At 61.3% G+C, this 25,685-nt stretch carries 23 protein-coding genes; 11 read left to right on the top strand and 12 right to left on the bottom strand.

Annotated features, from left to right (window positions below; genetic code table 11):
- Positions 1 to 2: 2 nt before the first annotated feature.
- Genes dnaN through gyrB form a run of 3 tightly spaced genes read left to right on the top strand, consistent with a single transcriptional unit; the run spans position 3 to position 4,652 of the window.
- The gene (gene dnaN, locus ACXX81_RS22485; RefSeq protein WP_209986680.1) at positions 3 to 1,106 is read left to right on the top strand and encodes a DNA polymerase III subunit beta; all 1,104 of its coding nucleotides are present in this window, start codon (positions 3 to 5) and stop codon (positions 1,104 to 1,106) included.
- A gap of 20 nt (positions 1,107 to 1,126) precedes the next feature.
- The gene (gene recF, locus ACXX81_RS22480; protein ID WP_209986685.1) at positions 1,127 to 2,230 is read left to right on the top strand and encodes a DNA replication/repair protein RecF; all 1,104 of its coding nucleotides are present in this window, start codon (positions 1,127 to 1,129) and stop codon (positions 2,228 to 2,230) included.
- Positions 2,231 to 2,234: 4 nt separating this feature from the next.
- Positions 2,235 to 4,652, top strand: coding sequence for a DNA topoisomerase (ATP-hydrolyzing) subunit B (gyrB, locus tag ACXX81_RS22475; RefSeq protein ID WP_209986688.1), 2,418 nt, complete (start codon positions 2,235 to 2,237; stop codon positions 4,650 to 4,652).
- A gap of 94 nt (positions 4,653 to 4,746) precedes the next feature.
- Here gyrB and ACXX81_RS22470 read toward each other — a convergent pair whose 3' ends face one another.
- Positions 4,747 to 5,469 carry a response regulator transcription factor gene (locus ACXX81_RS22470; RefSeq protein ID WP_209986691.1) on the bottom strand — a complete coding sequence of 241 codons (723 nt, stop codon included), beginning with the start codon at positions 5,467 to 5,469 and terminating at the stop codon, positions 4,747 to 4,749.
- Between the two features lie 301 nt (positions 5,470 to 5,770).
- Here ACXX81_RS22470 and ACXX81_RS22465 point away from each other — a divergent pair, with 301 nt between their 5' ends.
- Positions 5,771 to 7,495 carry a sensor histidine kinase gene (locus tag ACXX81_RS22465; RefSeq protein ID WP_458572605.1) on the top strand — a complete coding sequence of 575 codons (1,725 nt, stop codon included), beginning with the start codon at positions 5,771 to 5,773 and terminating at the stop codon, positions 7,493 to 7,495.
- A 178-nt stretch (positions 7,496 to 7,673) separates the two neighbouring features.
- On the opposite strand, the gene ACXX81_RS22460 is transcribed toward ACXX81_RS22465, so the two are convergent.
- The 4 genes from ACXX81_RS22460 to glyQ all read right to left on the bottom strand — a co-directional run bounded on the left by ACXX81_RS22460 (position 7,674) and on the right by glyQ (position 12,073).
- The gene (locus ACXX81_RS22460) at positions 7,674 to 8,444 is read right to left on the bottom strand and encodes a lysophospholipid acyltransferase family protein (RefSeq protein WP_209986693.1); all 771 of its coding nucleotides are present in this window, start codon (positions 8,442 to 8,444) and stop codon (positions 7,674 to 7,676) included.
- 85 nt (positions 8,445 to 8,529) lie between these two features.
- The gene (gmhB, locus tag ACXX81_RS22455) at positions 8,530 to 9,069 is read right to left on the bottom strand and encodes a D-glycero-beta-D-manno-heptose 1,7-bisphosphate 7-phosphatase (RefSeq protein WP_173670281.1); all 540 of its coding nucleotides are present in this window, start codon (positions 9,067 to 9,069) and stop codon (positions 8,530 to 8,532) included.
- Entirely contained in the window at positions 9,069 to 11,123 is a 2,055-nt protein-coding gene (gene glyS / locus ACXX81_RS22450) for a glycine--tRNA ligase subunit beta (protein ID WP_458572424.1), read from the bottom strand. Before glyS ends, gmhB begins: the two co-directional genes overlap by 1 nt.
- Entirely contained in the window at positions 11,120 to 12,073 is a 954-nt protein-coding gene (gene glyQ / locus ACXX81_RS22445; protein WP_003170711.1) for a glycine--tRNA ligase subunit alpha, read from the bottom strand. Before glyQ ends, glyS begins: the two co-directional genes overlap by 4 nt.
- Positions 12,074 to 12,154: 81 nt before the next feature.
- Here glyQ and ACXX81_RS22440 point away from each other — a divergent pair, with 81 nt between their 5' ends.
- Both ACXX81_RS22440 and ACXX81_RS22435 read left to right on the top strand, forming a co-directional pair.
- On the top strand, positions 12,155 to 12,712 hold the full coding sequence (locus ACXX81_RS22440; protein ID WP_209986699.1) for a DNA-3-methyladenine glycosylase I: 558 nt from the start codon (positions 12,155 to 12,157) through the stop codon (positions 12,710 to 12,712).
- A gap of 40 nt (positions 12,713 to 12,752) precedes the next feature.
- Positions 12,753 to 13,640, top strand: coding sequence for a lysophospholipid acyltransferase (locus ACXX81_RS22435; RefSeq protein WP_209986702.1), 888 nt, complete (start codon positions 12,753 to 12,755; stop codon positions 13,638 to 13,640).
- Positions 13,641 to 13,762: 122 nt separating this feature from the next.
- Here the strand turns inward: ACXX81_RS22435 and ACXX81_RS22430 are convergent, their stop codons facing one another.
- The 5 genes from ACXX81_RS22430 to def all read right to left on the bottom strand — a co-directional run bounded on the left by ACXX81_RS22430 (position 13,763) and on the right by def (position 18,324).
- Positions 13,763 to 14,074 carry a hypothetical protein gene (locus ACXX81_RS22430; protein WP_209986705.1) on the bottom strand — a complete coding sequence of 104 codons (312 nt, stop codon included), beginning with the start codon at positions 14,072 to 14,074 and terminating at the stop codon, positions 13,763 to 13,765.
- An 18-nt stretch (positions 14,075 to 14,092) separates the two neighbouring features.
- Positions 14,093 to 15,466, bottom strand: a complete 1,374-nt coding sequence (gene trkA, locus ACXX81_RS22425; protein ID WP_209986708.1) for a Trk system potassium transporter TrkA — start codon at positions 15,464 to 15,466, stop codon at positions 14,093 to 14,095.
- Between the two features lie 22 nt (positions 15,467 to 15,488).
- The gene (gene rsmB / locus ACXX81_RS22420) at positions 15,489 to 16,799 is read right to left on the bottom strand and encodes a 16S rRNA (cytosine(967)-C(5))-methyltransferase RsmB (RefSeq protein ID WP_458572423.1); all 1,311 of its coding nucleotides are present in this window, start codon (positions 16,797 to 16,799) and stop codon (positions 15,489 to 15,491) included.
- Positions 16,796 to 17,749, bottom strand: a complete 954-nt coding sequence (gene fmt, locus ACXX81_RS22415; protein ID WP_231422213.1) for a methionyl-tRNA formyltransferase — start codon at positions 17,747 to 17,749, stop codon at positions 16,796 to 16,798. The genes rsmB and fmt overlap by 4 nt, the downstream gene beginning before the upstream one ends.
- 68 nt (positions 17,750 to 17,817) lie before the next feature.
- On the bottom strand, positions 17,818 to 18,324 hold the full coding sequence (gene def, locus ACXX81_RS22410) for a peptide deformylase (protein ID WP_003233625.1): 507 nt from the start codon (positions 18,322 to 18,324) through the stop codon (positions 17,818 to 17,820).
- Between the two features lie 135 nt (positions 18,325 to 18,459).
- On the opposite strand from def, the gene ACXX81_RS22405 reads away from it, so the two are divergent.
- Genes ACXX81_RS22405 through tsaC form a run of 3 tightly spaced genes read left to right on the top strand, consistent with a single transcriptional unit; the run spans position 18,460 to position 21,019 of the window.
- Positions 18,460 to 19,239 carry a peptidoglycan-binding protein gene (locus ACXX81_RS22405; protein ID WP_458572422.1) on the top strand — a complete coding sequence of 260 codons (780 nt, stop codon included), beginning with the start codon at positions 18,460 to 18,462 and terminating at the stop codon, positions 19,237 to 19,239.
- A gap of 59 nt (positions 19,240 to 19,298) precedes the next feature.
- Positions 19,299 to 20,402, top strand: a complete 1,104-nt coding sequence (dprA, locus tag ACXX81_RS22400) for a DNA-processing protein DprA (protein ID WP_209986752.1) — start codon at positions 19,299 to 19,301, stop codon at positions 20,400 to 20,402.
- Between the two features lie 59 nt (positions 20,403 to 20,461).
- Positions 20,462 to 21,019 carry an L-threonylcarbamoyladenylate synthase type 1 TsaC gene (tsaC, locus tag ACXX81_RS22395; protein ID WP_057006224.1) on the top strand — a complete coding sequence of 186 codons (558 nt, stop codon included), beginning with the start codon at positions 20,462 to 20,464 and terminating at the stop codon, positions 21,017 to 21,019.
- A 97-nt stretch (positions 21,020 to 21,116) separates the two neighbouring features.
- Here the strand turns inward: tsaC and ACXX81_RS22390 are convergent, their stop codons facing one another.
- Entirely contained in the window at positions 21,117 to 22,094 is a 978-nt protein-coding gene (locus tag ACXX81_RS22390) for an NADPH:quinone reductase (RefSeq protein WP_209986754.1), read from the bottom strand.
- Positions 22,095 to 22,255: 161 nt separating this feature from the next.
- Between ACXX81_RS22390 and hemF the strand changes: the two genes are divergently transcribed.
- Together hemF and aroE are read left to right on the top strand one after the other, a co-directional pair.
- The gene (gene hemF, locus ACXX81_RS22385; RefSeq protein WP_458572421.1) at positions 22,256 to 23,188 is read left to right on the top strand and encodes an oxygen-dependent coproporphyrinogen oxidase; all 933 of its coding nucleotides are present in this window, start codon (positions 22,256 to 22,258) and stop codon (positions 23,186 to 23,188) included.
- A complete protein-coding gene (gene aroE / locus ACXX81_RS22380; protein WP_458572420.1) occupies positions 23,188 to 24,006 on the top strand; it encodes a shikimate dehydrogenase in 819 nt (272 codons plus the stop codon). The genes hemF and aroE overlap by 1 nt, the downstream gene beginning before the upstream one ends.
- A 24-nt stretch (positions 24,007 to 24,030) precedes the next feature.
- On the opposite strand, the gene ACXX81_RS22375 is transcribed toward aroE, so the two are convergent.
- The gene (locus ACXX81_RS22375; protein WP_458572419.1) at positions 24,031 to 25,599 is read right to left on the bottom strand and encodes a SulP family inorganic anion transporter; all 1,569 of its coding nucleotides are present in this window, start codon (positions 25,597 to 25,599) and stop codon (positions 24,031 to 24,033) included.
- Between the last annotated feature and the right edge of the window lie 86 nt (positions 25,600 to 25,685).

Raw genomic sequence — 25,685 nt, 5'->3', positions numbered from 1 at the left:
CCATGCATTTCACCATTCAACGCGAAGCCCTGTTGAAACCCCTGCAACTGGTCGCAGGCGTCGTCGAGCGCCGACAGACCTTGCCGGTGCTCTCCAACGTATTGCTGGTGGTCGAAGGCCAGCAATTGTCCCTGACCGGTACCGACCTGGAAGTCGAACTGGTTGGGCGCGTGCAGCTCGAAGAGCCTGCCGAACCTGGCGAGATCACCGTGCCGGCACGCAAGCTGATGGACATCTGCAAAAGCCTGCCGAACGATGCGCTGATCGATATCAAGGTCGATGAGCAGAAGCTGGTGGTCAAGGCCGGCCGCAGCCGCTTTACTCTGTCGACGTTGCCAGCCAATGACTTCCCTACCGTGGAAGAAGGCCCGGGCTCGCTGACCTGCAGTCTGGAGCAGAGCAAGCTGCGTCGTTTGATCGAACGCACCAGCTTCGCCATGGCCCAGCAGGACGTACGCTACTACCTCAACGGTATGCTGCTGGAAGTCTCGGAAGGTATCATCCGCGCCGTGGCCACCGACGGACACCGCCTGGCAATGTGCTCGATGCGTGCCGATATCGGTCAGCCGGATCGCCACCAGGTGATCGTGCCGCGTAAAGGTATCCTGGAGTTGGCGCGCCTGCTGACCGAGCCGGACGGTATCGTCAGCATCGTTCTCGGTCAGCACCATATCCGCGCCACCACTGGCGAATTCACCTTTACCTCCAAGCTGGTCGACGGCAAGTTCCCGGACTACGAGCGCGTACTGCCTAAGGGGGGTGACAAGCTGGTACTCGGTGACCGTCAGGCCCTGCGTGAAGCTTTCAGCCGCACGGCGATTCTGTCGAACGAGAAGTACCGCGGCATCCGGCTGCAGTTGGCCAACGGCCAATTGAAGATCCAGGCGAATAACCCGGAGCAGGAAGAAGCGGAAGAGGAAGTGGGCGTTGACTACAACGGTGGCTCGCTCGAGATAGGTTTCAACGTGAGCTACCTGCTGGACGTGCTGGGTGTGATGACTACTGAACAGGTTCGCCTGATCCTGTCGGACTCCAACAGCAGCGCCCTGGTACAAGAATCCGATAACGACGACTCGGCTTACGTTGTTATGCCGATGCGTCTGTAATCATGCTCAGCGCAAGCTAGATGTCCCTCAGTCGTGTCTCGGTCACCGCGGTGCGCAATCTGCACCCGGTGACCTTCTCTCCCTCCCCTCGCATCAATATCCTCCATGGCGCCAACGGCAGTGGCAAAACCAGCGTGCTGGAAGCTATTCACTTGCTGGGGCTCGCCCGTTCGTTTCGCAGTGCGCGACTGCTGCCGGTGATCCAATACGAGCAATTGGCGTGCACCGTGTTTGGCCAGGTCGAATTGGCGGAAGGTGGACATAGCGCCTTGGGGATCTCCCGTGATCGGGGCGGCGACTTTCAAATTCGCATCGATGGGCAGAATGCACGCAGTGCCGCGCAACTTGCCGAAATCCTGCCATTGCAATTGATCAATCCCGACAGCTTCCGGTTATTGGAGGGCGCACCAAAAATCCGCCGACAGTTCCTCGACTGGGGCGTGTTCCACGTGGAACCACGGTTTATGGCCACGTGGCAGCGTCTGCAGAAGGCCCTGCGGCAGCGGAACTCATGGCTGCGGCATGGTACACTTGACGCCGCTTCGCAGGCGGCTTGGGACCGTGAACTGTGCCTGGCCAGCGACGAAATCGATGAATACCGCCGCGCCTATATCAAAGCCTTGAAACCAGTCTTTGAGCAGACCTTGAGTGAGTTGCTGGAACTCGAGGGGCTGACGCTGAGCTACTACCGTGGTTGGGACAAAGAGCGTGAGCTGAGTGCAGTGCTTGCAACCTCCCTGCAACGTGATCAGCAAATTGGCCACACCCAGGCCGGCCCACAACGCGCTGACTTGCGCCTTAGATTAGGTGCACACAATGCCGCAGACATACTGTCGCGGGGTCAGCAGAAGTTGGTGGTGTGCGCACTGCGTATTGCTCAGGGGCACTTGGTCAGCCAGGCCCGACGCGGGCAGTGTATTTATCTGGTGGATGACTTGCCGTCCGAACTCGACGAGCAACATCGCCGCGCGCTATGCCGCTTGTTGGAAGACTTACGCTGCCAGGTGTTTATCACCTGTGTAGACCACGAATTATTGAGGGAAGGCTGGCAGACGGAAACGCCAGTCGCTTTGTTCCACGTGGAACAAGGCCGTATCACCCAGACCCACGACCATCGGGAGTGAAGGCATGAGCGAAGAAAGAACGTACGACTCGACCAGCATCAAAGTGCTGAAAGGTTTGGATGCCGTACGCAAACGTCCCGGTATGTACATTGGCGACACCGATGATGGCAGCGGTTTGCACCACATGGTGTTCGAGGTGGTCGACAACTCCATCGACGAAGCTCTGGCCGGTCACTGCGACGACATCAGCATCATCATCCATCCGGATGAATCCATCACCGTGCGCGACAATGGTCGCGGTATTCCGGTCGATGTGCATAAAGAAGAAGGCGTATCGGCAGCCGAGGTCATCATGACCGTGCTGCATGCTGGCGGTAAGTTCGACGACAACTCCTATAAGGTTTCCGGCGGTTTGCACGGTGTAGGCGTGTCAGTAGTGAACGCGCTGTCCGAAGAGCTGATCCTGACAGTACGCCGCAGTGGCAAAATCTGGGAGCAGACCTACGTCCATGGTGTTCCACAGGAGCCGATGAAAATCGTTGGCGACAGTGAAACCACGGGTACTCAGATCCACTTCAAACCGTCTGATGAAACCTTTAAAAACATCCATTTCAGCTGGGACATCCTGGCCAAGCGGATTCGCGAACTGTCGTTCTTGAACTCCGGTGTGGGTATCGTCCTCAAGGATGAGCGCAGCGGTAAGGAAGAGCTGTTCAAGTACGAAGGCGGCCTGCGTGCATTCGTTGAATACCTGAACACCAACAAGACTGCGGTCAACCAGGTATTTCACTTCAACATCCAGCGCGACGACGGCATCGGCGTGGAAATCGCCCTGCAGTGGAACGACAGTTTCAACGAGAACCTGTTGTGTTTCACCAACAACATTCCACAGCGCGATGGCGGTACTCACCTGGTAGGTTTCCGCTCGGCACTGACGCGTAACCTCAACACTTATATCGAAGCTGAAGGTTTGGCCAAGAAGCATAAAGTCGCCACCACTGGCGACGATGCGCGTGAAGGCCTGACTGCAATCATCTCGGTAAAAGTGCCGGACCCCAAGTTCAGCTCCCAGACCAAAGACAAGCTGGTATCTTCCGAAGTGAAGACCGCCGTGGAACAGGAGATGGGCAAGTACTTCTCCGACTTCCTGCTGGAAAACCCGAACGAAGCCAAGCTGGTTGTCGGCAAAATGATCGACGCTGCGCGGGCCCGTGAAGCGGCGCGTAAAGCCCGTGAGATGACCCGTCGCAAAGGCGCACTGGATATCGCCGGACTGCCCGGCAAACTGGCTGACTGCCAGGAGAAGGACCCTGCTCTCTCCGAGCTGTACCTGGTGGAAGGTGACTCTGCTGGCGGTTCCGCCAAGCAGGGCCGTAACCGTCGCACCCAGGCCATCCTGCCGTTGAAGGGCAAGATCCTCAACGTCGAGAAGGCGCGCTTCGACAAGATGATTTCCTCACAGGAAGTCGGCACCCTGATCACGGCGCTGGGTTGCGGTATTGGCCGCGATGAATACAACATCGACAAGCTGCGCTACCACAACATCATCATCATGACCGATGCCGACGTCGACGGTTCGCACATCCGTACCCTGCTGCTGACCTTCTTCTTCCGTCAGTTGCCGGAGCTGATCGAGCGCGGCTACATCTACATCGCCCAGCCGCCGCTGTATAAGGTCAAGAAGGGCAAGCAAGAGCAATACATCAAAGACGACGACGCCATGGAAGAGTACATGACGCAGTCGGCGCTGGAAGATGCGAGCCTGCACTTGAACGACGAAGCACCGGGCATCTCCGGTGAGTCGCTGGAGCGCCTGGTAAACGACTTCCGCATGGTGATGAAGACGCTCAAGCGCTTGTCGCGTCTGTACCCTCAGGAACTGACCGAGCACTTCATCTACCTGCCATCGGTCAGCCTGGAGCAGCTGGGCGATCACGCACACATGCAGGCGTGGTTGGCGCAGTACGAAGCCCGCCTGCGCACCGTCGAGAAGTCTGGCCTGGTGTACAAAGCCAGCTTGCGTGAGGACCGTGAACGTAACGTCTGGCTGCCGGAGGTCGAACTGATCTCCCATGGGCTGTCGAACTACGTCACGTTCAACCGCGACTTCTTCGGTAGTAACGACTACAAGACTGTGGTCACTCTGGGCGCGCAACTGAGCACTCTGCTGGACGATGGCGCTTACATTCAGCGTGGTGAGCGCAAGAAAGCCGTCAAGGAGTTCAAGGAAGCCTTGGACTGGTTGATGACTGAAAGCACCAAACGCCACACTATCCAGCGCTACAAAGGTCTGGGCGAAATGAACCCGGATCAATTGTGGGAAACCACCATGGACCCGGCTCAGCGTCGCATGCTGCGCGTAACCATCGAGGACGCCATTGGCGCGGATCAAATCTTCAACACCCTGATGGGTGATGCGGTTGAACCTCGTCGTGATTTCATCGAAAGCAATGCTCTGGCGGTTTCCAACCTGGATTTCTGATCAGGCAAACCCGTACGTAAAAGGCCAACGCTCAGCGTTGGCCTTTTTTATTACCTCGTCTTTACCAAATGCTCCACGTGGAACATCCCGATTTTTACCCTTCAGACGCCACGCCCACACTCTCCAACCGATACCCATACCCGTAGATCGTCAACAGTTGCCACCCGCGATCCGCCGTCAGCCCCAGCTTGTTTCTCAGGCGATAGATGTGTGTGTCCAATGGCCGTGACGACACCATCTCTTCATGCGTCCAGAACCGCTCATACAAGTATTCGCGGGATAACGGCCGTGCCAGGTTAGCGAACAAGCAGTTGGCCAGACGGTACTCACGTTCGGTCAGGTTGATGGGCTTACCCGCTCGGGTCACGGTGAGTTGGGCGTCGTCAAAAGTCAGGTCGTTAAAGCTTTGCACCTCAGGCGTCGCGGATTTTTGCAGGCCATGGCGGCGCAGCACGGCGGTGACTCGAGCTTTAAGCTCATTGGGGCGAAAGGGCTTGCTCAGGTAGTCATCGGCACCGCTGTTTAGCGCGGCGACGATATCGCTCTCGGCATCGCGGCTGGTAAGCATGATTACCGCAGGCGGTGATTCCATGTGTTCACGGGTCCAGCGCAGCAGTGCAATACCGGTGATATCGGGCAATTGCCAGTCGAGTATCAACAGATCGAAGTTTTCCCGACGCAGTTGGCGCAGCAGGTCTTCTCCCCGCTCGAAGCAATGCACAGACCACGGCTGGTCCGATGGCCGGGGGATCTGTCGCAGTGTCTGTTCCACCCGGCGTAACTCAGCGGGCTCGTCATCCAATATCGCGACACGCATGGTGTGGGTCCCTTCACAAGAAATACAGCAACTGACGGCCCCACACAAACAGGGGCACATACTGCGCAGATACCGGACGTTGAATCTGAATAATTGTGGTCAGATTGAACGGCCCTCAGCTTCTGGCGATACGCTGCTTCAAGGACTAAATCCTCGAGCGCGTGTAGGAAAGATACCGACTACTGCTGGCAAGTAAAAGGTTAGGCCGACACATTATCGGGAGGGTTCGATACGCCCGTATCGAATAGCCTATTCAGTGAACTGGAAATACGTTTCACTGGGTTCAAATCACGCCCACTTGTTGGCTTGCGACGAGCATGGCCTGGAAGGAGAAACCGAGGTCTATGACATTCCTTATCACACGCCTGCCATCTATATGTCGGCCTGCGGTGGCCAACCGATGAAGCTATGGGGCCAGCCGGAAAAGCGCCAACCCACCCAAGCCCAACGCATGTTCAACGGCCTGGTTCGCGAGTGGCTTTGGATAGGCCTACTGTTGTTGCCTCTCACAGCCTATCTATCCCTTAACCCATTCCTTGCCCTCGACAATCCGTTGTATGACGGCCTTCGCAGGCTCGCCGCGCTGTCCTCTGCCGACATGCAGATTCAGGCCGACGTACTGGGTGGTCTGCTGCGTGGGCGCACTATCGTGCAGGTGCCCGGTTGGCTGGCAGCACTGATGTCGACCTCGCTGGTGGCCTTGCTGCTCGGTCTATTGCTCTACCGGCCGCGATACGCGTCGTGGATGACGCTGGGTTGCATGGCCACTGCAGTGCTTGGCTCATTGGCCCTGTTGCGCATGGGCCATTGGTGGTCGCCTGGCGCCTGCCTGATTGGATTGCTGCTCAGCTACCTGATCTGGAATTGGCGCCGTTTGAGTGCGGTGCTCGCCTATTTCGGCTGGGAGCTGGCGCGCCTGGATGATGAACCCAAAGTGCTGCCGGAACGTCGCCGTGCGCCTGCCAGTAAGGGGGATGTGTTGCAGGGACGGATCTTTGCGCTCGAGCAGGCCGTCAGCCGTACGCGTGACACCCGCCGCTTCATGGCCGATGGCCTGGAATGTTTGCCGGTGGCGACACTGATTACTGATCCGCGCGGCAGTATCCTGCTGGCCAACCGGATTGCCCGGGAAGTATTCGGCAATGAGCTGGTGAGCCACAATTTGCTTGAGCAACTGGCGGACCTGGGTTACCCGCCCCTGCACAATGGCGTGCGCCCTGCCCTCTCGGCGCTCGAGCTCGTTGAGTTTCGCGATATCCACCAACGCAGCTTGCGCATGGAGATTGCGCCTTTGCTACCTGCAGAAGGTGATGTCGCCCTGGGCTGGTTGCTGAGCCTGACCGACCTGAGCAAAGAACGCGAGGCCCAGCAGCACCGGGAAACCATGCTGCGCTTCCTGTCCCATGACCTGCGTGCGCCCCATTCGGCGATTCTTGCGCTGCTGGATATACACAGCGGTGGTTCCCCGGTATTCGCCCAGATCGAGCAACAGGTGCGACGCGCCCTGAACCTCACTGAGTCATTTGTTCAGTTGGCCAAAGCCGAGGCCGATGGTTATCACTTCCAGCCGACCCTGTTCGCGATGCTGGTGATGGATGCGTTCGATCAAGTGGCAGTGATCGCTCAACTCAAGGGCATCCACCTGCTCCATGACCTGGACGAGGCTGACGACGGCATGGTGTCAGCCGATCAATCGCTGCTTACCCGGGCGTTGTTCAACGTGCTGGAGAACGCGATCAAATATTCTCCTTCCGGCACCACCGTAAGATTGCGCCACAGTAGCACTCTAGGCTGGCTGGAATGCCATATCAGCGATCAGGGTGCAGGTATCGCGGCCGAAGATTTGCCCGAGCTGTTCAGCCAGTACCGGCGCTTCGAGTCCGCTCAGGGCAGTGAGGGCCTCGGTTTGGGACTGACCATGGTCAGGGCGGTCGTTGAACGGCATAAAGGGCATATCAGTTGCGAAAGTACCCTTGGCAAAGGCACTACCTTCAGTCTGCGCCTTCCCCTGCTGGATGACTTCTGAGACAGCTTTTGTCCTGTGCATAAAAAACCGGTCACAAGGACCGGTTTTTTAATGCCGAAAAAACTTATGCACGTTTTTCGCTTTTTTATTGGCTGATGAAATATGTATATAAATCAGATATTTATATGCATAAAAAGCCGATTAGCCAACAAACCGTACACAGGTTATCCACAGAACCTCATATCACTGGCGTATCCACCACGATGGGCTCGGGTGGCAACGAACCCATTGCCCTCTGTTGCGCCTGGTTCCACGCCTGCGCACGCTCATTCAGCGCCGCAATGGCACGCGGGCCCTCGCCTTCGGCATACATCGGTTCACCGATCACTACGGTGATAGTGCCTGGGCGTTTGGCCCAGCCAGTTTTCGGCCAGAACTTGCCGGCGTTATGCGCAATCGGCAGCACCGGCAGGTTGGCGTTGACCGCCAGCGCGGTACCACCTCGTGAAAATTTGCCCACGGTGCCATAGGGCACGCGAGTGCCTTCGGGGAAGATCAGCACCCACACACCGTCCTTGAGCAGCTCATCACCTTTTTTGGCCACATGTTTGAGCGCGGCCTTGGGATTGTCGCGATCGATGGCGATCGGACGCAGCATCGCCATCGCCCACCCAAAGAACGGTACGTAGAGCAACTCACGCTTGAGCACCTGACTCAACGGCGAGAAGTACGCCGACAGGAAGAAAGTCTCCCAGGTGCTCTGGTGGTTCGACAGAATCACGCAAGGCTGATCCGGCACATTCTCTGCGCCCTTGACCTCGAAACGGATGTTCAGGAACACCTTGGACAGCCACAACGCGCAGCGGCACCAGTAGACGTTGATGAAGCGGTAGCGCGCCTTGAATGGCAGGAAAGGCGCGATAAAAAAGCTCAGGGTGCACCAGAGAAAGGAACTGGTGCCCAACAGCAGGTAAAAGAAAAAGGTTCTGATGGCCTGCAAAATCGACATGGCGGCATTTACCGTTGCGGGACACGGCCCGCCTGTTTAAAGCGCACTCCCGAACAGTCCTTGGCCAGGAAGTCGAGGGCTGCTGCTAGTTGTTGATAAGTTCTGCGGCAACCGCCGCCAGATCGTCAAAAATCAAGGTGCCTACCGGCAGGTTTTTCGCCTGGGTCTTTTCGCCTTTCCCGGTCTTCACCAAAACTGGCTGAGAGTCGACGGCCTTGGCCGCCTCCAGGTCACCGAGGCTGTCCCCGACGAACCATATCCCAGCCAACGGTACCTTGTAATGTTCTGCAATGATTTTCAACATGCCAGGCTTGGGTTTGCGGCAATCGCAGCCCTCGTCCGGCCCGTGGGGGCAGTACACCACCAGCCCCACCTCACCGCCCTGCTCGGCCACCAACGTGCGCAGGCGCGCGTGCATGGCGTCCAGGGTGGCAATGTCGTAATAGCCGCGGGCGATGCCGGACTGGTTGGTGGCGATTGCCACCGTCCAGCCGGCCTTGCTCAACTGCGCGATGGCCTCGATCGAGCCGGGCAGTGGTATCCATTCAGCCACCGATTTGATGTAAGCGTCGGAGTCGTAATTGATCACCCCGTCCCGATCGAGAATCAGCAGTTTCAACATGATCAGCCCAGTACGGAAATGTCAGCGATGTTGATAAACAGTCCACGCAGACGCGCCAGCATGGCGTAGCGGTTTTTCCGCACGCCGGCATCTTCGGCATTGATCATCACCGCTTCGAAGAACGCATCCACCGGCTCACGCAGGGTGGCCAGGCGCGCAAGCGCTTCGGCGTAGTTGCGTTCGGCGATCAGCGGCTTCACCGCGTTTTCTGCCTTGGCGATGGCCGAGTTCAGCGAAAACTCCTTGGCATCGGCAAACAGGCCCGGGTCGACTTCGGCGGTGCCGAGGTGGTCGGCCTTGCCCAGTAGATTGGACACACGCTTGTTCACGGCGGCCAGGGCATTGGCTTCGGGCAACTTGCGGAAGGCCTGTACGGCTTGCACACGCTGATCGAAGTCCAGTGCCGAACCTGGTTGAAGGGCACGCACCGACAGGTACACGGAAACGTCCACGCCTTCGTCTTCGTAACGCGCACGCAGGCGGTCGAACACGAACTCCAGCACTTGCTCGGCCAGACCAGCCTGCTTGACCTTGGCGCCGAACTGGCCGACAGCAAACACCACGGCCTGAGTCAGGTCGAGGTCCAGCTTCTTGTCGATCAGGATACGCAGCACGCCCAGGGCAGCACGGCGCAGGGCATACGGGTCTTTGCTGCCGGTGGGCAGCATGCCGATACCGAAGATACCGACGAGGGTGTCCAGCTTATCGGCGATGGCCACGGCCGCACCGGTGAGGGTGGTTGGCAGTTCGGCGCCAGCACCGCGCGGCATGTACTGCTCGTTCAGTGCCAGCGCCACATCGCCCGGCTCGCCGTCGTTGAGGGCGTAGTAGTAACCCGCCACGCCTTGCATCTCAGGGAACTCGCCGACCATCTCGGTGGCCAGGTCGCACTTGGACAGCAGGCCGGCACGCGCGGCCCAGGCTGCATCGCCGCCAATGCGCTGGGCAATGTAGGCCGCCAGTTTGGAAACGCGCACGGCCTTGTCGTAGACGCTGCCGAGTTTTTCCTGGAACACCACGTTCTGCAGGCGCAGGTTGAAGTCTTCGAGCTTCTGCTTCTTGTCTTGCTTGAAGAAGAATTCGGCGTCGGTCAGGCGCGGGCGGACGACTTTCTCGTTGCCGGCGATGATCTGCTGCGGGTCCGTACTTTCGATGTTGGCTACGGTGATAAAGCGCGGCAGCAATTTGCCGTCCGCATCCAGCAGGCAGAAATACTTCTGGTTGTCCTGCATGGTGGTGATCAGCGCTTCCTGTGGCACATCGAGGAAACGTTCCTCGAAAGAGCACACCAGCGGCACCGGCCATTCCACCAGCGCGGTCACTTCGTCGAGCAGGCCTGGCGGCACGATGGCGGTGCCTTCCTGCAGGCGGGCCAGCTCTTCGGTGCGTTTGCTGATCAGTTCGCGACGCTCATTGGCGTCTGCCAGCACGTAGGCGGCACGCAGGTCAGTGGCGTAGTTGGCCGGTGAGGTGATGCGCACGGCTTCAGGATGGTGGAAGCGATGACCACGGGAATCACGGCCTGCCTTCTGGGCGAGGATCGTGCAGTCGATGACCTGGTCACCGAGCAGCATCACCAGCCACTGGGTTGGGCGCACGAACTCTTCCTTGCGCGCCCCCCAGCGCATGCGCTTGGGAATCGGCAGGTCATTCAGGGAATCTTCAACGATGGTCGGTAACAGGCTGGCGGTCGGCTTGCCGGTGATCACCTGGCTGAACCGCAGTTTCGGGCCGCTCTGGTCGATCTCGCTCAGCTCGACGCCACACTTCTTGGCAAACCCGAGGGCCGCTTGAGTCGGATTGCCTTCAGCATCGAAAGCGGCCTGACGCGGTGGGCCGTCGAGGTTGATGCTGCGGTCCGGCTGCTGGGTTTCCAGCGCGGTCAGCAGCACGGCCAGACGGCGCGGCGCGGCGTAGACTTTCTTCGCTTCAAACTTCAGGCCGGCGCTTTGCAAGCCTTTCTCGATACCGGCCAGGAACGCATCGGCCAGGGTGTTGAGTGCCTTGGGTGGCAGCTCTTCGGTGCCCAGTTCAACCAAAAAATCTTGAGCACTCATTGTGCAGCCTCCAGCTTAGCCAACACTTCATCACGCAAATCCTCGGTTGCCATCGGGAAGCCCAGCTTGGCGCGAGCCAGCAGGTAGGCTTGGGCGACGGAACGCGCCAGGGTGCGCACACGCAGGATGTATTGCTGGCGCGCGGTCACCGAGATGGCACGGCGGGCGTCCAGCAGGTTGAAGGTGTGGGACGCCTTCAACACCATTTCATAGCTCGGCAACGGCAGCGGTTGGTCGAGTTCGATCAGGCGCTTGGCTTCGCTTTCGTAGAAGTCGAACAGTTCGAACAGCTTGTCGACGTTGGCGTGTTCGAAGTTGTAAGTGGACTGCTCCACTTCGTTCTGGTGGAACACGTCGCCGTAGGTCACCTTGCCGAACGGGCCGTCTGCCCACACCAGGTCGTAGACCGAGTCCACGCCTTGCAGGTACATGGCCAGGCGCTCGAGGCCGTAGGTGATTTCGCCGGTGACCGGGTAGCATTCGATGCCGCCGGCCTGCTGGAAGTAGGTGAACTGCGTCACTTCCATGCCGTTGAGCCAGACTTCCCAGCCCAGGCCCCAGGCGCCCAGGGTTGGCGACTCCCAGTTGTCTTCGACGAAACGGATGTCGTGCACCAGTGGGTCCAGGCCCACATGCTTGAGCGAGCCCAGGTACAGTTCCTGAAAGTTGTCCGGGTTCGGCTTCAACACCACCTGGAACTGGTAGTAGTGCTGCAGACGGTTCGGATTTTCGCCGTAGCGGCCGTCAGTCGGGCGACGACTGGGCTGCACATAAGCGGCGTTCCAGGTTTCCGGGCCAATGGCCCGCAGGAAGGTGGCGGTGTGGAAAGTGCCGGCGCCTACTTCCATATCGTAGGGCTGAAGTACCACACAACCTTGCTCGGCCCAGTATTGCTGGAGGGCGAGGATCAAGTCTTGGAAGGTACGCACGGCTGGCGTAGGCTGGCTCACGAAATTCACCTGTTACTTGGGCTGCGATTTAAAGAGCGGGAGTATACCCGATTCGGCCGCGCCACCATCCCCTGGAGCCTTATGCCACGCTGCTTTTGGTGTTCTGAAGATCCGCTGTACATGGCTTATCACGATCAGGAGTGGGGAACGCCGCTGCGCGATGCGCAGGGCTTGTTCGAGTTGCTTTTGCTCGAAGGGTTCCAGGCAGGCCTGTCCTGGATCACGGTTTTACGCAAGCGTGAACACTACCGAAAGGTGTTGTTCGGCTTTGACGCGCAGCGCTTGGCGCAGTTGAGCGATGCTGAAATCGACACGCTGATGCTCGACCCGGGCATTGTGCGCAACCGTCTCAAGCTCAACGCCACCCGGCGCAATGCCGCGGCCTGGCTGGCGCTGGAAGACCCGGTGCAGTGGTTGTGGTCGTTTGTCGACGGCGCGCCCAAGGTCAATCATTTCAAGGACCGCAGTGAGGTCCCGGCGATTACGCCGCAGGCCGAAGCCATGAGCAAAGCCTTGAAGAAAGCCGGTTTCACCTTTGTCGGCCCGACCATCTGCTACGCGTTCATGCAGGCCTCGGGCATGGTCATGGACCACACCGTGGACTGCGACCGTTACGCGGACCTGGCCAACGCCGGTTAGAATGCCGGCTTTGCGCACCACACACGATCAGGAGTGACCTGTGGAAAAGTTTAAAGGCGCCTTGCTGGTAGGCGCTCTGCGATTGTTTGCCCTGCTGCCCTGGCGCGCTGTCCAGGCTGTCGGCACGGCCATTGGCTGGATCATGTGGAAAACCCCCAACCGCTCCCGCGACACGGTGCGGATCAACCTCGCCAAGTGCTTCCCGGCCATGGACCCCGCCGAGCGCGAGCAACTGGTGGGTCGCAGCCTCATGGACATCGGCAAGTCCCTCACCGAAAGTGCCTGCGCCTGGATCTGGCCGGCGCAGCGCTCCATCGATCTGGTGCGGGAGGTCGAGGGCCTGGAGGTGCTGCACCAGGCGCTGGCGTCGGGCAAAGGCGTGGTCGGCATCACCAGCCACCTGGGCAACTGGGAAGTGCTCAATCACTTCTATTGCAGCCAATGCAAACCGATCATTTTCTATCGTCCGCCCAAGCTCAAGGCGGTGGATGAACTGCTACGCAAACAGCGCGTACAGCTGGGCAACCGCGTGGCGGCGTCGACCAAGGAAGGCATTCTCAGCGTGATCAAGGAAGTGCGTAAAGGCGGCCAGGTGGGCATCCCTGCGGACCCTGAGCCGGCGGAATCGGCCGGGATTTTCGTGCCGTTCTTCGCCACCCAGGCGCTGACCAGCAAGTTCGTGCCGAACATGCTGGCAGGCCACAAAGCGGTGGGCGTGTTCCTGCACGCCCTGCGCCTGCCGGATGGCTCGGGCTACAAAGTGATCCTGGAAGCGGCGCCCGAAGACATGTACAGCACCGACACCGCCACGTCCTGCGCGGCGATGAGCAAAGTGGTGGAGCGTTATGTCGGCGCCTACCCGAGCCAGTACATGTGGAGCATGAAGCGCTTCAAGAAACGCCCGCCGGGTGAAGCGCGCTGGTATTGACTCAAGGTAGGTACAAAACCAGTGTGGGAGGGGGCTTGCTCCCGATGGCGGTCTGTCAGCTAGCCATAGATTGGCTGACACCCCGCTATCGGGAGCAAGCCCCCTCCCACATTGGGTTCAGGTTAAATCTGGCGGTCGAGTTTCTTCAGGAACACCGTCATCTCTTTTTCGGCCTGCTTGTCGCCATGGGCCTGGGCCGCTTCGATGCCCTTCTCCCACGCCAGCCGCGCTGCAGCGCTATCACCCAAGCCTGCATGGGCCTTGCCCAACAACTTCCACGCCGCTGAATACTTTGGATCGAACTCAACGCATTTATGCAGATGCTCAGCCGCGCGGGCGTTGTCCTTCAAGTCCAGATAACCCTTGCCCAAGCCAAAGCGCAGCAGTGAATTATCCACGCCCTTGGCGAGCATTTTTTCCAGGGATTCGAGCATCGCAGCCACTCCGTTCGATCAGAAAAAACTCAAGCCCACGTGGAACAGCTTCTCCACGTCACGGATATGTTTTTTATCCACAAGGAAAAGGATGACGTGGTCGCCGCTGGCAATCACCGTGTCGTCGTGGGCAATCAGCACTTCCTCGTCGCGAATGATCGCGCCAATGGTGGTGCCCGGCGGCAGGCCGATATCGCGGATGGCCTTGCCGATCACCTTGCTGGACTTCGAATCACCGTGGGCAATCGCCTCGATGGCCTCTGCCGCGCCACGGCGCAGGGAGTGCACGCTGACGATGTCGCCACGGCGCACATGGGCCAGCAAGGTGCCAATGGTTGCCAGTTGCGGGCTGATCGCAATGTCGATATCGCCGCCCTGAATCAGGTCGACATACGCTGGGTTGTTGATGATGGTCATCACCTTCTTGGCGCCCAGCCGCTTGGCCAGCAGCGAAGACATGATGTTGGCCTCGTCATCGTTGGTCAGTGCCAGGAAGATATCGGCGTCGGCGATGTTCTCTTCCATCAGCAGGTCTCGGTCCGAGGCGCTGCCTTGCAGCACGACGGTGCTGTCGAGGGTGTCGGACAAATGCCGGCAGCGCGCCGGGCTCATCTCGATGATTTTGACCTGGTAGCGGCTCTCGATGGCCTCGGCCAGGCGCTCACCAATCTGCCCGCCACCGGCAATCACGATGCGCTTGTAGGTCTCATCCAGCCGCCGCATTTCGCTCATCACGGCACGAATATTCGCCTTGGCCGCGATGAAAAACACCTCGTCGTCGGCTTCGATCACGGTGTCCCCCTGGGGCAGAATCGGTCGGTCGCGGCGGAAAATCGCGGCCACGCGGGTGTCCACATTGGGCATGTGCTCGCGTAACTGGCGCAGTTGCTGGCCGACCAGCGGCCCGCCGTAGTAGGCCTTCACGGCTACCAGCTGCGCCTTGCCGCCGGCGAAGTCGATCACCTGCAGGGCGCCGGGAATTTCGATCAGACGCTTGATGTAGTGGGTGACCACCTGTTCCGGACTGATCAGCACGTCTACCGGAATCGCGTCATTGTCGAACAGGCCGGCGCGGGTCAGGTAGGCCGCTTCGCGCACGCGGGCGATCTTGGTTGGCGTGTGGAACAGGGTGTGGGCGACCTGGCAGGCGACCATATTGGTTTCGTCGCTGTTGGTCACGGCCACGAGCATGTCGGCATCGTCGGCACCGGCCTGACGCAGCACCGTCGGGAACGACGCACGCCCTTGCACCGTGCGAATGTCCAGGCGGTCGCCGAGGTTGCGCAGGCGCTCGGCGTCGGTGTCGACCACGGTGATGTCGTTGGCTTCGCTGGCCAAATGTTCGGCCAGGCTGCCACCCACCTGCCCTGCCCCGAGGATGATGATTTTCATCCGGTCACTCCCTTAAAACCGTTCAGCCGCGCGCGGCGGCGATCTTGATCAGTTTGGCGTAGTAGAAACCATCGTGTCCGCCTTCCTGCGCGAGCAGTTGACGGCCGTGGGGCTGCTTGATGCCGGCCGTGGTGGCCAGGTCCAGCTCGCGCGCACCGCTGGTGCGCGCGAGGAAGGCCTGGATGACCTCGGTGTTTTCGGTCGGCAACGTGGAGCATGTGGCGTAGAGCAGAATGCCGCCCACTTCCAGGGTCGGCCACAGCGCGTCGAGCAATTGGCCTTGCAGCACGGCCAGGGCAGCAATGTCGTCAGCTTGGCGGGTGAGCTTGATATCCGGGTGACGGCGGATCACACCGGTGGCCGAGCATGGCGCATCGAGCAGGATGCGCTGGAACGGCTTGCCGTCCCACCAGGTGGCGGTGTCACGGCCATCGGCGGCGATCAGCTCGGCGCTCAGGCCCAGACGCGCGAGGTTTTCCCGCACGCGCACCAGGCGCTTGGCTTCGAGGTCCACCGCGACGACACCGGCCAGGTCTTTTTCAACTTCCAGGATGTGACAGGTCTTGCCGCCGGGGGCGCAACAGGCGTCGAGCACGCGTTGGCCGGGGGCGAGGTCGAGCAGGTCGGCGGCCAGTTGCGCGGCTTCATCCTGCACGCTGATCCAGCCTTCGGCGAAGCCCGGCAGGCTGCGTACATCGGCAGCCGCTTCGAGCACGATGCCATCGATGCTGTACACACAGGCGGCGGCTGCAATGCCGGCATCGGTCAGCAACTGCAAATAGGCGTCACGGCGGTGATGGCGACGGTTAACCCGCAGGATCATCGGCGGGTGTGCATTGTTGGCGGCGCAAATGGCTTCCCAGTGCTCGGGCCAGAACGCCTTGAGGGATTTTTGCAGCCAGCGCGGGTGGGCGGTGCGCACCACCGGGTCGTGCTCAAGCTCGGCCAGCAGCGTTTCGCTTTCACGCTGGGCGCGGCGCAGCACGGCGTTGAGCAGCGCCTTGGCCCAGGGTTTTTTCAGCTTGTCGGCGCAACCGACGGTTTCGCCGATGGCGGCGTGGGCCGGCACACGGGTGTACAGCAGTTGATAAAGGCCCACCAACAGCAGCGCCTCCACGTCCGCATCGGCAGCCTTGAACGGCTTTTGCAGCAGTCTGGCTGCCAACGCCGACAAACGCGGCTGCCAGCGGGCGGTGCCAAAGGCCAGGTCCTGGGTGAAGCCGCGGTCGCGGTCTTCCACCTTGTCCAACTGGGGCGGCAGAGAACTGTTCAGCGAAGCCTTGCCGTTGAGGACGGCGGCCAGGGCCTTGGCGGCGGCCAGACGTGGGTTCATTGCGCGGCCACCCCAAGGAGGGTGCCCAGGGAAAATTTCTCACGGCGGCTGTTGAACAAATCACTGAAGTTCAGCGCCTTGCCACCGGGCAGTTGCAGACGGTTCAGGCACAGCGCCTGTTCACCGCACGCGACCACCAGACCGTCCTTGCTGGCGCCGATGATTTCACCCGGCGCGCCCTCGCCTTCGGCCAGGGAAGCGGCCAGCACTTTCAACGCCTCGCCATTGAGCGTGCTGTGGCAGATCGGCCACGGGTTGAACGCACGCACCAGGCGCTCCAGTTCCACGGCCGGGCGGCTCCAGTCGATGCGCGCTTCGTCTTTGTTCAGCTTGTGGGCGTAGGTGGCCAGGCTGTCGTCCTGCACGTCGCCTTGCAGGCTGCCGTCGGCGAGGCCGGCGATGGCCTGGATCACGGCGGGCGGGCCCAGTTCGGCGAGGCGGTCGTGCAGGCTGCCACCGGTGTCTTCGCCGGTGATGGGGGTGGTGACCTTGAGCAGCATCGGGCCGGTGTCCAGGCCTGCCTCCATGCGCATCACGGTGACGCCGCTTTCGCTGTCACCGGCTTCTACGGCGCGCTGGATCGGCGCCGCACCGCGCCAGCGTGGCAGCAGCGACGCGTGGCTGTTGATGCAGCCCAGGCGTGGGATATCCAGCACGATCTGCGGCAGGATCAGGCCGTAGGCCACGACCACCAGCAGGTCGGGCTTGAGCGCGGCCAGTTCGGCCTGAGCCTCGGCGTTGCGCAAAGTCGGCGGCTGCAGCACGGGAATGTTGTGCTCAAGTGCCAGTTGCTTGACCGGGCTCGGCATCAGTTTTTGCCCGCGACCGGCCGGGCGATCCGGCTGGGTGTACACCGCGACGATCGCGTGAGGGCTGGCAAGCAGCGCCTTCAAGTGTTCGGCGGCAAATTCGGGTGTACCGGCAAAAACAATGCGCAGTGGCTCGGTCATGGGAGGTCTCGGTTAAAAACAGTCACAAAAGAAAAAGGCTTGCCGCAGCAAGCCTTTGGAAGGAGGCATCAAGCTTGCTGGCGATGCTTTTTTTCCAGCTTCTTCTTGATCCGATCACGCTTGAGCGTGGACAGATAATCGACAAACAGCTTGCCGTTGAGGTGGTCGCATTCGTGCTGGATGCACACCGCCAGCAGGCCTTCGGCAATCAGTTCGAAGGGCTTGCCGTCGCGGTCCAGGGCCTTGATCTTCACGCGCAGCGGGCGCTCGACGCTCTCGTAGAACTCCGGCACCGACAGGCAGCCTTCCTGGTACTCGCCCATCTCGTCGGTCAGCGGCTCGAACTCGGGGTTGATGTACACCTTCGGCTCGCTGCGGTCTTCGGACAGGTCCATGACCACCACGCGCAGGTGAACATTGACCTGGGTCGCGGCGAGACCGATGCCCGGCGCTTCATACATTGTTTCAAACATGTCATCGACCAACTGACGAACCTTGTCGTCCACTACGGCCACCGGCTTGGCGATCGTGCGCAGGCGCGAGTCGGGAAATTCGAGGATGTTCAAAATAGCCATAAGCGTAATTGCTGCACATGTGAGGTAGAGGCAAATCGGCGGTGGGATGGACCCAGGCAGCCGGTGTGAAACGTTCGAAAGCCGCGAAGGCGCTGACGTTTCACGCGAACGCACATAATAAAGGAGATTCACCCCATGAGGAAATCGCTACTCGTCTTGCTGCTCTGGGCCCCGTTTGCCACGGCCCTGATCCCCCCGCCTGGCCCACGCCTGGATCACACCACGCAACAGGCCATCCAGCGGTTTTTGTTGCACAACCGCATTTTTGACTCACCCCAGGACCTGGACAATGCACCCTACATCATCGCGGCGGGCGCCGGCCGTGTGCTGGGCGCCAACGATGAGCGCGTGCATGCCAGAGGCAACCTGGACCCTTCCCAGCCCATTTACGGAATATTCCGACGCGGCAAGTCCTACACCGATCCTCGAACCCAGGAGTTGTTGGGCGTCAACGCCGACGACATCGGCACTGCGCGGTTTATAACCGCCGGCGACCTCAGCACGCTTGCCGTTCAGCGGATCACTCAGGAGATACGTCCTGGCGACCGCCTGCTCCGCGCACCGTCGCCGATTGCGCTGAAACGCCTGGACGCTGCGCAGCCTGGGCCTTTCATCGAAGGCACGATCATCGATATCCCCAAGGGTGTGACCCAGATCGGCGTACTTGACGCCGTGACCCTGAACAAGGGGCGCCGGGACGGCCTGATCGAAGGCCAGGTGCTCAGCGTAATCAAAGCCGGCGCCAGCGTGCGCGACGTTCTTACCGGCGCGTTGGTGACCCTTCCCGATGCACGCGCGGGCACCCTGCTGGTGTTTCGCACTTACGAAAAACTCAGCTACGGCCTGGTGCTCAAGGCCTCCCAACCGCTGGCCGTACAGGACCGCTTTGAGACAGCCGTCAAACACAATGAATAGGTTGCTAAATAAGTTACCAACAGAGTTATCCACAAGTTGTTCCGGTCAAGGATGATCCTATGCTCGCGATAAACCGCAACGAAATATCCCCATCAGAACTGGAAGCAAGGCTGCGCCTGCACCGGCTGCCGGAACTGGGCCCGAAGCGTTTTCAGCTGCTGATCGAAGCGTTCGGCTCGGCCTCCAGCGCCATCAGTGCGCCGGCCAGTGCCTGGCGTTCACTCGGGTTGCCGGCCAGCAGCGCCGACGCTCGGCGCAGCCCCGAAGTCCGTGAGGGCGCCGCTGTGGCATTGGCCTGGCTTGAGCGTGCGGGCCAGCATTTACTGATGTGGGACCAACCCGAGTACCCCGCCTTGCTTGCCGAGATCGATAGCGCGCCACCGCTGTTATTCGTCGCCGGCGACCCGCTGATCCTGGAAAAACCACAACTGGCGATGGTCGGCAGCCGTCGTGCTTCGCGTCCCGGCATGGACACCGCTGCCGCGTTTTCCCGCAGCCTGGCGAGCGCCGGTTTTGTCATCACCAGCGGCCTCGCTCTGGGAATCGATGGCGCTGCGCATCAGGCCGCATTGGACGTGGGAGGCCAGACAATCGGCGTGCTCGGCACCGGCCTGGAAAATCTTTATCCACAGCGCCACCGGCGGCTCGCCGCCGCGATGATTGACCAGGGCAGCGCCGTGGTTTCCGAGTTCCCGCTGGACGCCGCGCCCCAGGCCGGCAACTTCCCGCGGCGCAATCGCATCATCAGTGGCCTGTCCCTGGGGGTGCTGGTGGTGGAAGCGAGCATGGCCAGCGGTTCGCTGATCACGGCGAAACTGGCGGCCGAGCAAGGGCGCGAGGTCTATGCGATTCCGGGGTCCATCCATCATCCCGGGGCCAAGGGCTGTCATCAGTTGATCCGCGATGGCGCGATGCTGGTGGAAACCATCGAGCATATCCTCGAAGGATTGCGCGGCTGGCAGGCCTTGTCACGCCCTGCGCCGCTGCCGGTCACTCATCCGCTGGTAGCGTTGCTGCATGCCGCGCCGCACACCAGCGAGGCTTTGGCGATTGCCAGCGGACGACCGTTGTCCCAGGTACTTGCCACCCTCACGGAACTGGAGCTCGAAGGTCAGGTGATCAGCGAGAGCGGGCGTTGGCTTGCGCGCTGCCAGGCTTTGTAGCTGGGTTTTGTAAGGAAGATCGGTAAACTGCGCAGAGCTTTTGTCTGGAGAGTGAGCAAATGGTCAACAGGTGGCGTGTGCTGGAAACCGCACGGGAAATTCGCGCAGGCGCGGTGATTGCCTATCCAACCGAAGCCGTCTGGGGCCTGGGCTGTGACCCGTGGAACGAAGAAGCGGTGGACCGCCTGCTGGCGATCAAGAACCGCTCGGTGGACAAGGGCCTGATTCTGGTGGCGGACACGATTCGCCAGTTCGACTTTCTGTTCGAAGACTTCCCGCAGGATTGGATCGACCGCATGGCCAGCACCTGGCCAGGGCCGAACACCTGGCTGGTGCCTCATCAGGATTTATTGCCGGAATGGGTGACCGGTGTGCACGACACGGTGGCGCTGCGGGTCACCGATCACCCGCTGGTGCGGGACCTGTGCTCGCTGGTGGGCCCGTTGATTTCCACCTCGGCCAACCCCCAGGGCCGCCCGGCCGCCCGCTCGCGGATTCGCGTGGAGCAGTATTTTCGTGGGCAGGTGGATCGGGTGTTGGGGGGCGCGTTGGGTGGGCGCAAGAACCCGAGCCTGATTCGCAACCTGGTCACGGGTGAGGTGGTGCGGCCTTCCTGAGACCGCGTCGCGCCTATCGTGGGCAAGCCCGCTCCCACACTTGATCGCATTCCAACTCGGTCAACAGGTGGGAGCGGGCTGGCCCGCGATGAGGCCCTCAAGGCAACAAAATAGTCGACCCTGTAGTCCGCCGCCCCGACAGCTCTGTCTGCGCCTTCGCCGCCTCCGCCAGCGAATAGCGCTGGTTGATATCAATGCGCACCTTGCCGCTCTTGATCATCGAAAACAGGTCATCGGCCATCACCTGCAAGTCCTTCGCGTTGCCGGCATAAGTCGCCAGCGTCGGCCGGGTGACATACAGCGAGCCCTTCGCCGACAGAATCCCCAGGTTCACCCCGTCCACGGCACCCGACGCATTGCCGAAGCTCACCACCAGACCCCGTGGCGCCACGCTGTCCAGAGACGTCAGCCAGGTGTCCTTGCCCACGCCGTCGTACACCACCGGCACCTTTTTGCCGTCGGTCAATTCCAGCACACGCTGTGCGACGTTTTCCTTGCTGTAATCGATGGTTGCCCAGGCGCCGAGGGATTTGGCCAGCGCGGCCTTTTCCGGCGAGCTGACCGTGCCGATCAGCTTCGCGCCCAGCGCCTTGGCCCACTGACAGGCCAGGGAGCCCACGCCACCGGCGGCTGCGTGGAACAGAATGGTGTCGCCTGCCTGCACCTCATAGGTCTGGCGCAACAGGTATTGCACGGTGAGGCCCTTGAGCATCGCGCCGGCCGCCTGTTCGAAGCTGATGTCGTCCGGCAGGTGCACCAGGTTGGCGGCCGGCAGCACATGCAGTTCGCTGTAGGCGCCGAGCGGCCCGCTGCCGTAGGCCACGCGGTCGCCCACCTTGAATTGGCTGACTTCGCTGCCCACCGCGTCGACCACGCCCGCACCTTCTGCACCCAGGCCCGATGGCAAGGCCGGCGGTGCGTAGAGGCCGCTGCGGAAATAGGTGTCGATGAAGTTCAGGCCGATGGCCTCATTGCGCACCCGTACCTGTTGTGGGCCGGGCTCTGCGGGCGTGTAGTCCACGTACTCGAGCACGTCGGGGCCGCCATGGGCGCTGAACTGGATACGTTTGGCCATCTGCACATCTCCTCAGGTTCGAATTCGCGTAGCCTCCTATCGGACTCCTAAGCTTGACCTTCGTCAACTGCGGCGGCGGCAGGTGCAGTGTTATCCTGTGCGCCCATTTGCCGCCGACGCCCCATGGCTTCGCGCTGCTTTGCCCGATTCAAGGTGACCTCATGACTACCCGCACCGAGGCTGTCAAAGCCTACCTGCTCGATCTGCAAGACCGCATCTGCAGCGCTCTGGAAGCTTTCGAGACGGACACTCGCTTTATCGAAGACGCCTGGACCCGGCCTGCCGGCGGCGGCGGGCGCACCCGTGTGATCGAGAACGGTACGGTGATCGAAAAAGGCGGCGTCAACTTTTCCCACGTATTCGGCAGCGGTTTGCCGCCCTCCGCCAGTGCCCACCGCCCGGAGCTTGCCGGGCGCGGCTTCGAGGCGCTGGGGGTGTCGCTGGTGATCCACCCGCACAACCCGCATGTGCCGACGTCCCACGCCAACGTGCGCTTTTTCATTGCTGAAAAAGAAGGCGAAGAGCCGGTGTGGTGGTTCGGTGGCGGCTTCGACCTCACGCCCTACTACGGCGTTGAGGAAGACTGCATCCACTGGCACCGCGTGGCCGAAGAAGCCTGCGCGCGGTTCGGCCCGGACGTGTACCCGCGCTACAAGGCCTGGTGCGACACCTACTTCCACATCAAGCATCGCAACGAGCCGCGCGGCATCGGCGGGCTGTTCTTCGATGACTTGAACGAGTGGGATTTCGACACCTGCTTTGCGTTCATGCAGGCCATCGGCAATGCCTACATCGACGCCTACCTGCCGATTCTGCAGCGCCGCAAGGCCATGGCGTACACCGAGCAGCAGCGCCAATTCCAGGAATTCCGCCGGGGCCGTTATGTCGAGTTCAACCTGGTCTACGACCGTGGCACCCTGTTCGGCCTGCAATCGGGCGGGCGTACGGAGTCGATCCTGATGTCGCTGCCGCCGCAAGTGCGCTGGAGCTACGACTGGAAGGCCGAGGCCGGCAGTGAAGAAGCGCGCCTCACCGACTACTTCCTGCAGGACCGCGACTGGCTGGGTATTGCGCCGCCCAAGGCAGCACAGTGATGGACCGTTATGTGGTGTTCGGCAATCCCATCGGCCACAGCAAGTCGCCGTTGATTCACCGTATGTTCGCCGAGCAGACCGGCGAGCAGTTGGACTACAGCACCCTGCTTGCGCCACTGGAGGATTTCGCCGGCTGTGCCCGTGAGTTTTTCCTGCAGGGGCGGGGCGCCAATGTCACCGTGCCGTTCAAGGAAGAGGCGTTCCGCCTGGCCAGCAGCCTGACCGAGCGGGCGCGGCGCGCCGGTGCGGTCAACACCCTGAGCCAACTGGGCGATGGCACCTTGCTGGGCGACAACACCGATGGCGCCGGCCTGGTGCGCGACCTCGTGGTCAACGCCGGGCTGACGCTGGAAGGCAAACGCATCCTGTTGCTGGGCGCCGGTGGCGCGGTGCGTGGTGCGCTGGAGCCATTGCTGGCCGAGCGACCCGCGTCGCTGATCATCGCCAACCGCACCGTGGAGAAAGCCGAATCACTGGCCGAGTTGTTCGACGACTTGGGCCCGGTGTCGGCCAGCGGTTTCGATTGGCTGCGTGAGCCGGTGGACGTGATCATCAACGCCACCTCGGCCAGCCTGTCAGGCGATGTACCGCCGATTGCGGGCAGCCTGATCGACCCGGGCAGGACATTCTGCTACGACATGATGTATGCCCAGCAGCCTACTGCGTTCTGTCGCTGGGCCAGCGAACACGACGCGGCGATCGCGATGGATGGCCTGGGCATGCTGGTTGAGCAAGCGGCCGAAGCATTCTTCCTGTGGCGCGGTGTGCGCCCGGATTCGGCGCCGGTGCTGGCTGAACTGCGCCGACAGTTGGCCTGACACCCATCCTATTATGGGAGGGGCTCAGTCTTCGAAATGGATGGGGCAACGGTCGGCGCCTTCCAGCTTTCTCAGCTCCTCTACCACCTGGGGCCGAGCCCGGCGCAAGGTCAGGCTGCGTCCCAACCCCTGCAACCGCCGTGCTTCCTGGTGCAGCATCTCCACCCCCGAATAGTCGATGAAATTGATCTGTTGCGCCTCGATCACCACCCGTTTCCCCGCGAGTCGTTGCAGGCGCACCTGCAGGTAATGGCTGGCGCCAAAAAAGATCGAGCCGCCCACCCGCAGCACATCATCTTCACCGTCGCGCCAGTGCTGGACGCTGGGTTGTGACGTGCGCTTGAGGTAGAAAAACAGCGAGGCCAGCACCCCCGCATAAATTGCCGTCTGCAACTCCAGCAGCAAAGTCGCCAACAGCGTCAGGCTCATCACCACGAATTCCGCGCGACTGACCCGGAACAACGCGCCAATAGCGCGACGGTCCACCAGGCCCCAGCAAATCAGCAGAATGCTCGCCGCCATGCTCGGGATCGGGATCCGGGCGATCAACGCCGCGCCAAACAACGCGAACAACGCCACCCACAGCGCCGAAAATACCCCGGCCAGTGGTGAGCAGGCGCCCGCCTCAAGGTTGAGGCCCGAGCGCGTGAAGGAACCGGCCGACAAATAGCCGGAAAAAAATCCGCCGACCATATTGGATAAACCCTGCGCACGAACTTCCTGGTTGGCATCGAGCAATTGCTGCGAGCGCGCCGACAAGGCGCGCGCAATCGACAGGCTGGTCACCAGCCCCAGCATGCCCACCGCCACGGCGCCGGGCAGCAGGCGCAGAATCACGTCCAGGTCCATCGGCAACGGGCTGAACGGCGGCAGCTTGCCGACAAACCCACTCACCCGCGCTACGTGCCCGAACATCGCCGGCCACAGCCACGCGGCCAGGCTGCTCAGGGTCAGGGCGATCAACAGCGTCGGCCAGCGCGGCACCCGGTACTTGAGCAACGCGCCCAGCAGCAAGGTGCCGAGGCCCAGGATGAGCGAGGCGTGGTCCCACTCGCCGCGATGTTCGATCAGTGCCAGCAGGCTGTTGAGGGCGGTGGTCTGGCTCGGCAGTTCAAGCCCCAGCAGGTTGGGCAACTGCCCCAATGCGATGACCACGGCGGCGCCGAGGGTGAAGCCGAGTACCACGGAGTGCGAGACGAAATTCACCAGCGCACCGAAGCGCAGCAGGCCGAGCAGCCACTGGAACACGCCAGCCAGGAACGTCAGCAGCAGGATCAGGCTGATGTAGTCCCGCGAGCCCGGCACGGCCAATGGGCTGACGCTGGCGTAGAGGACGATGGAAATCGCCGCCGTAGGCCCGCAGATCAGGTGCCAGGACGAACCCCACAGGCAGGCGATCAGCACCGGGATGATGGCTGCGTACAGGCCGTATTCGGGGGGCAGGCCGGCGATCAGCGCGTAGGCAATCGACTGTGGCAGGGCAAGTACGGCGCCGCTGAGACCGACCAGTGCGTCCCGTCCGACGCTCGCGCGGGTTTGATTCGCCAGCCAGGCGAGGAAGGGAAAGAGTGTGTAGCGAGTGGGCCGGGGCATCTGTAACTCGGCTTGAAAGATTTGACTCAAGATTATCAGCACCCACACGCCCCTGTGGGAGCTGGCTTGTGTGGGAGCTGGCCCAT

The organism is Pseudomonas sp. GNP013 (genome assembly GCF_054343995.1).
Note: the sequence above shows the minus strand (reverse complement) of the source record. Positions and strands in the feature narration are given on the sequence as shown.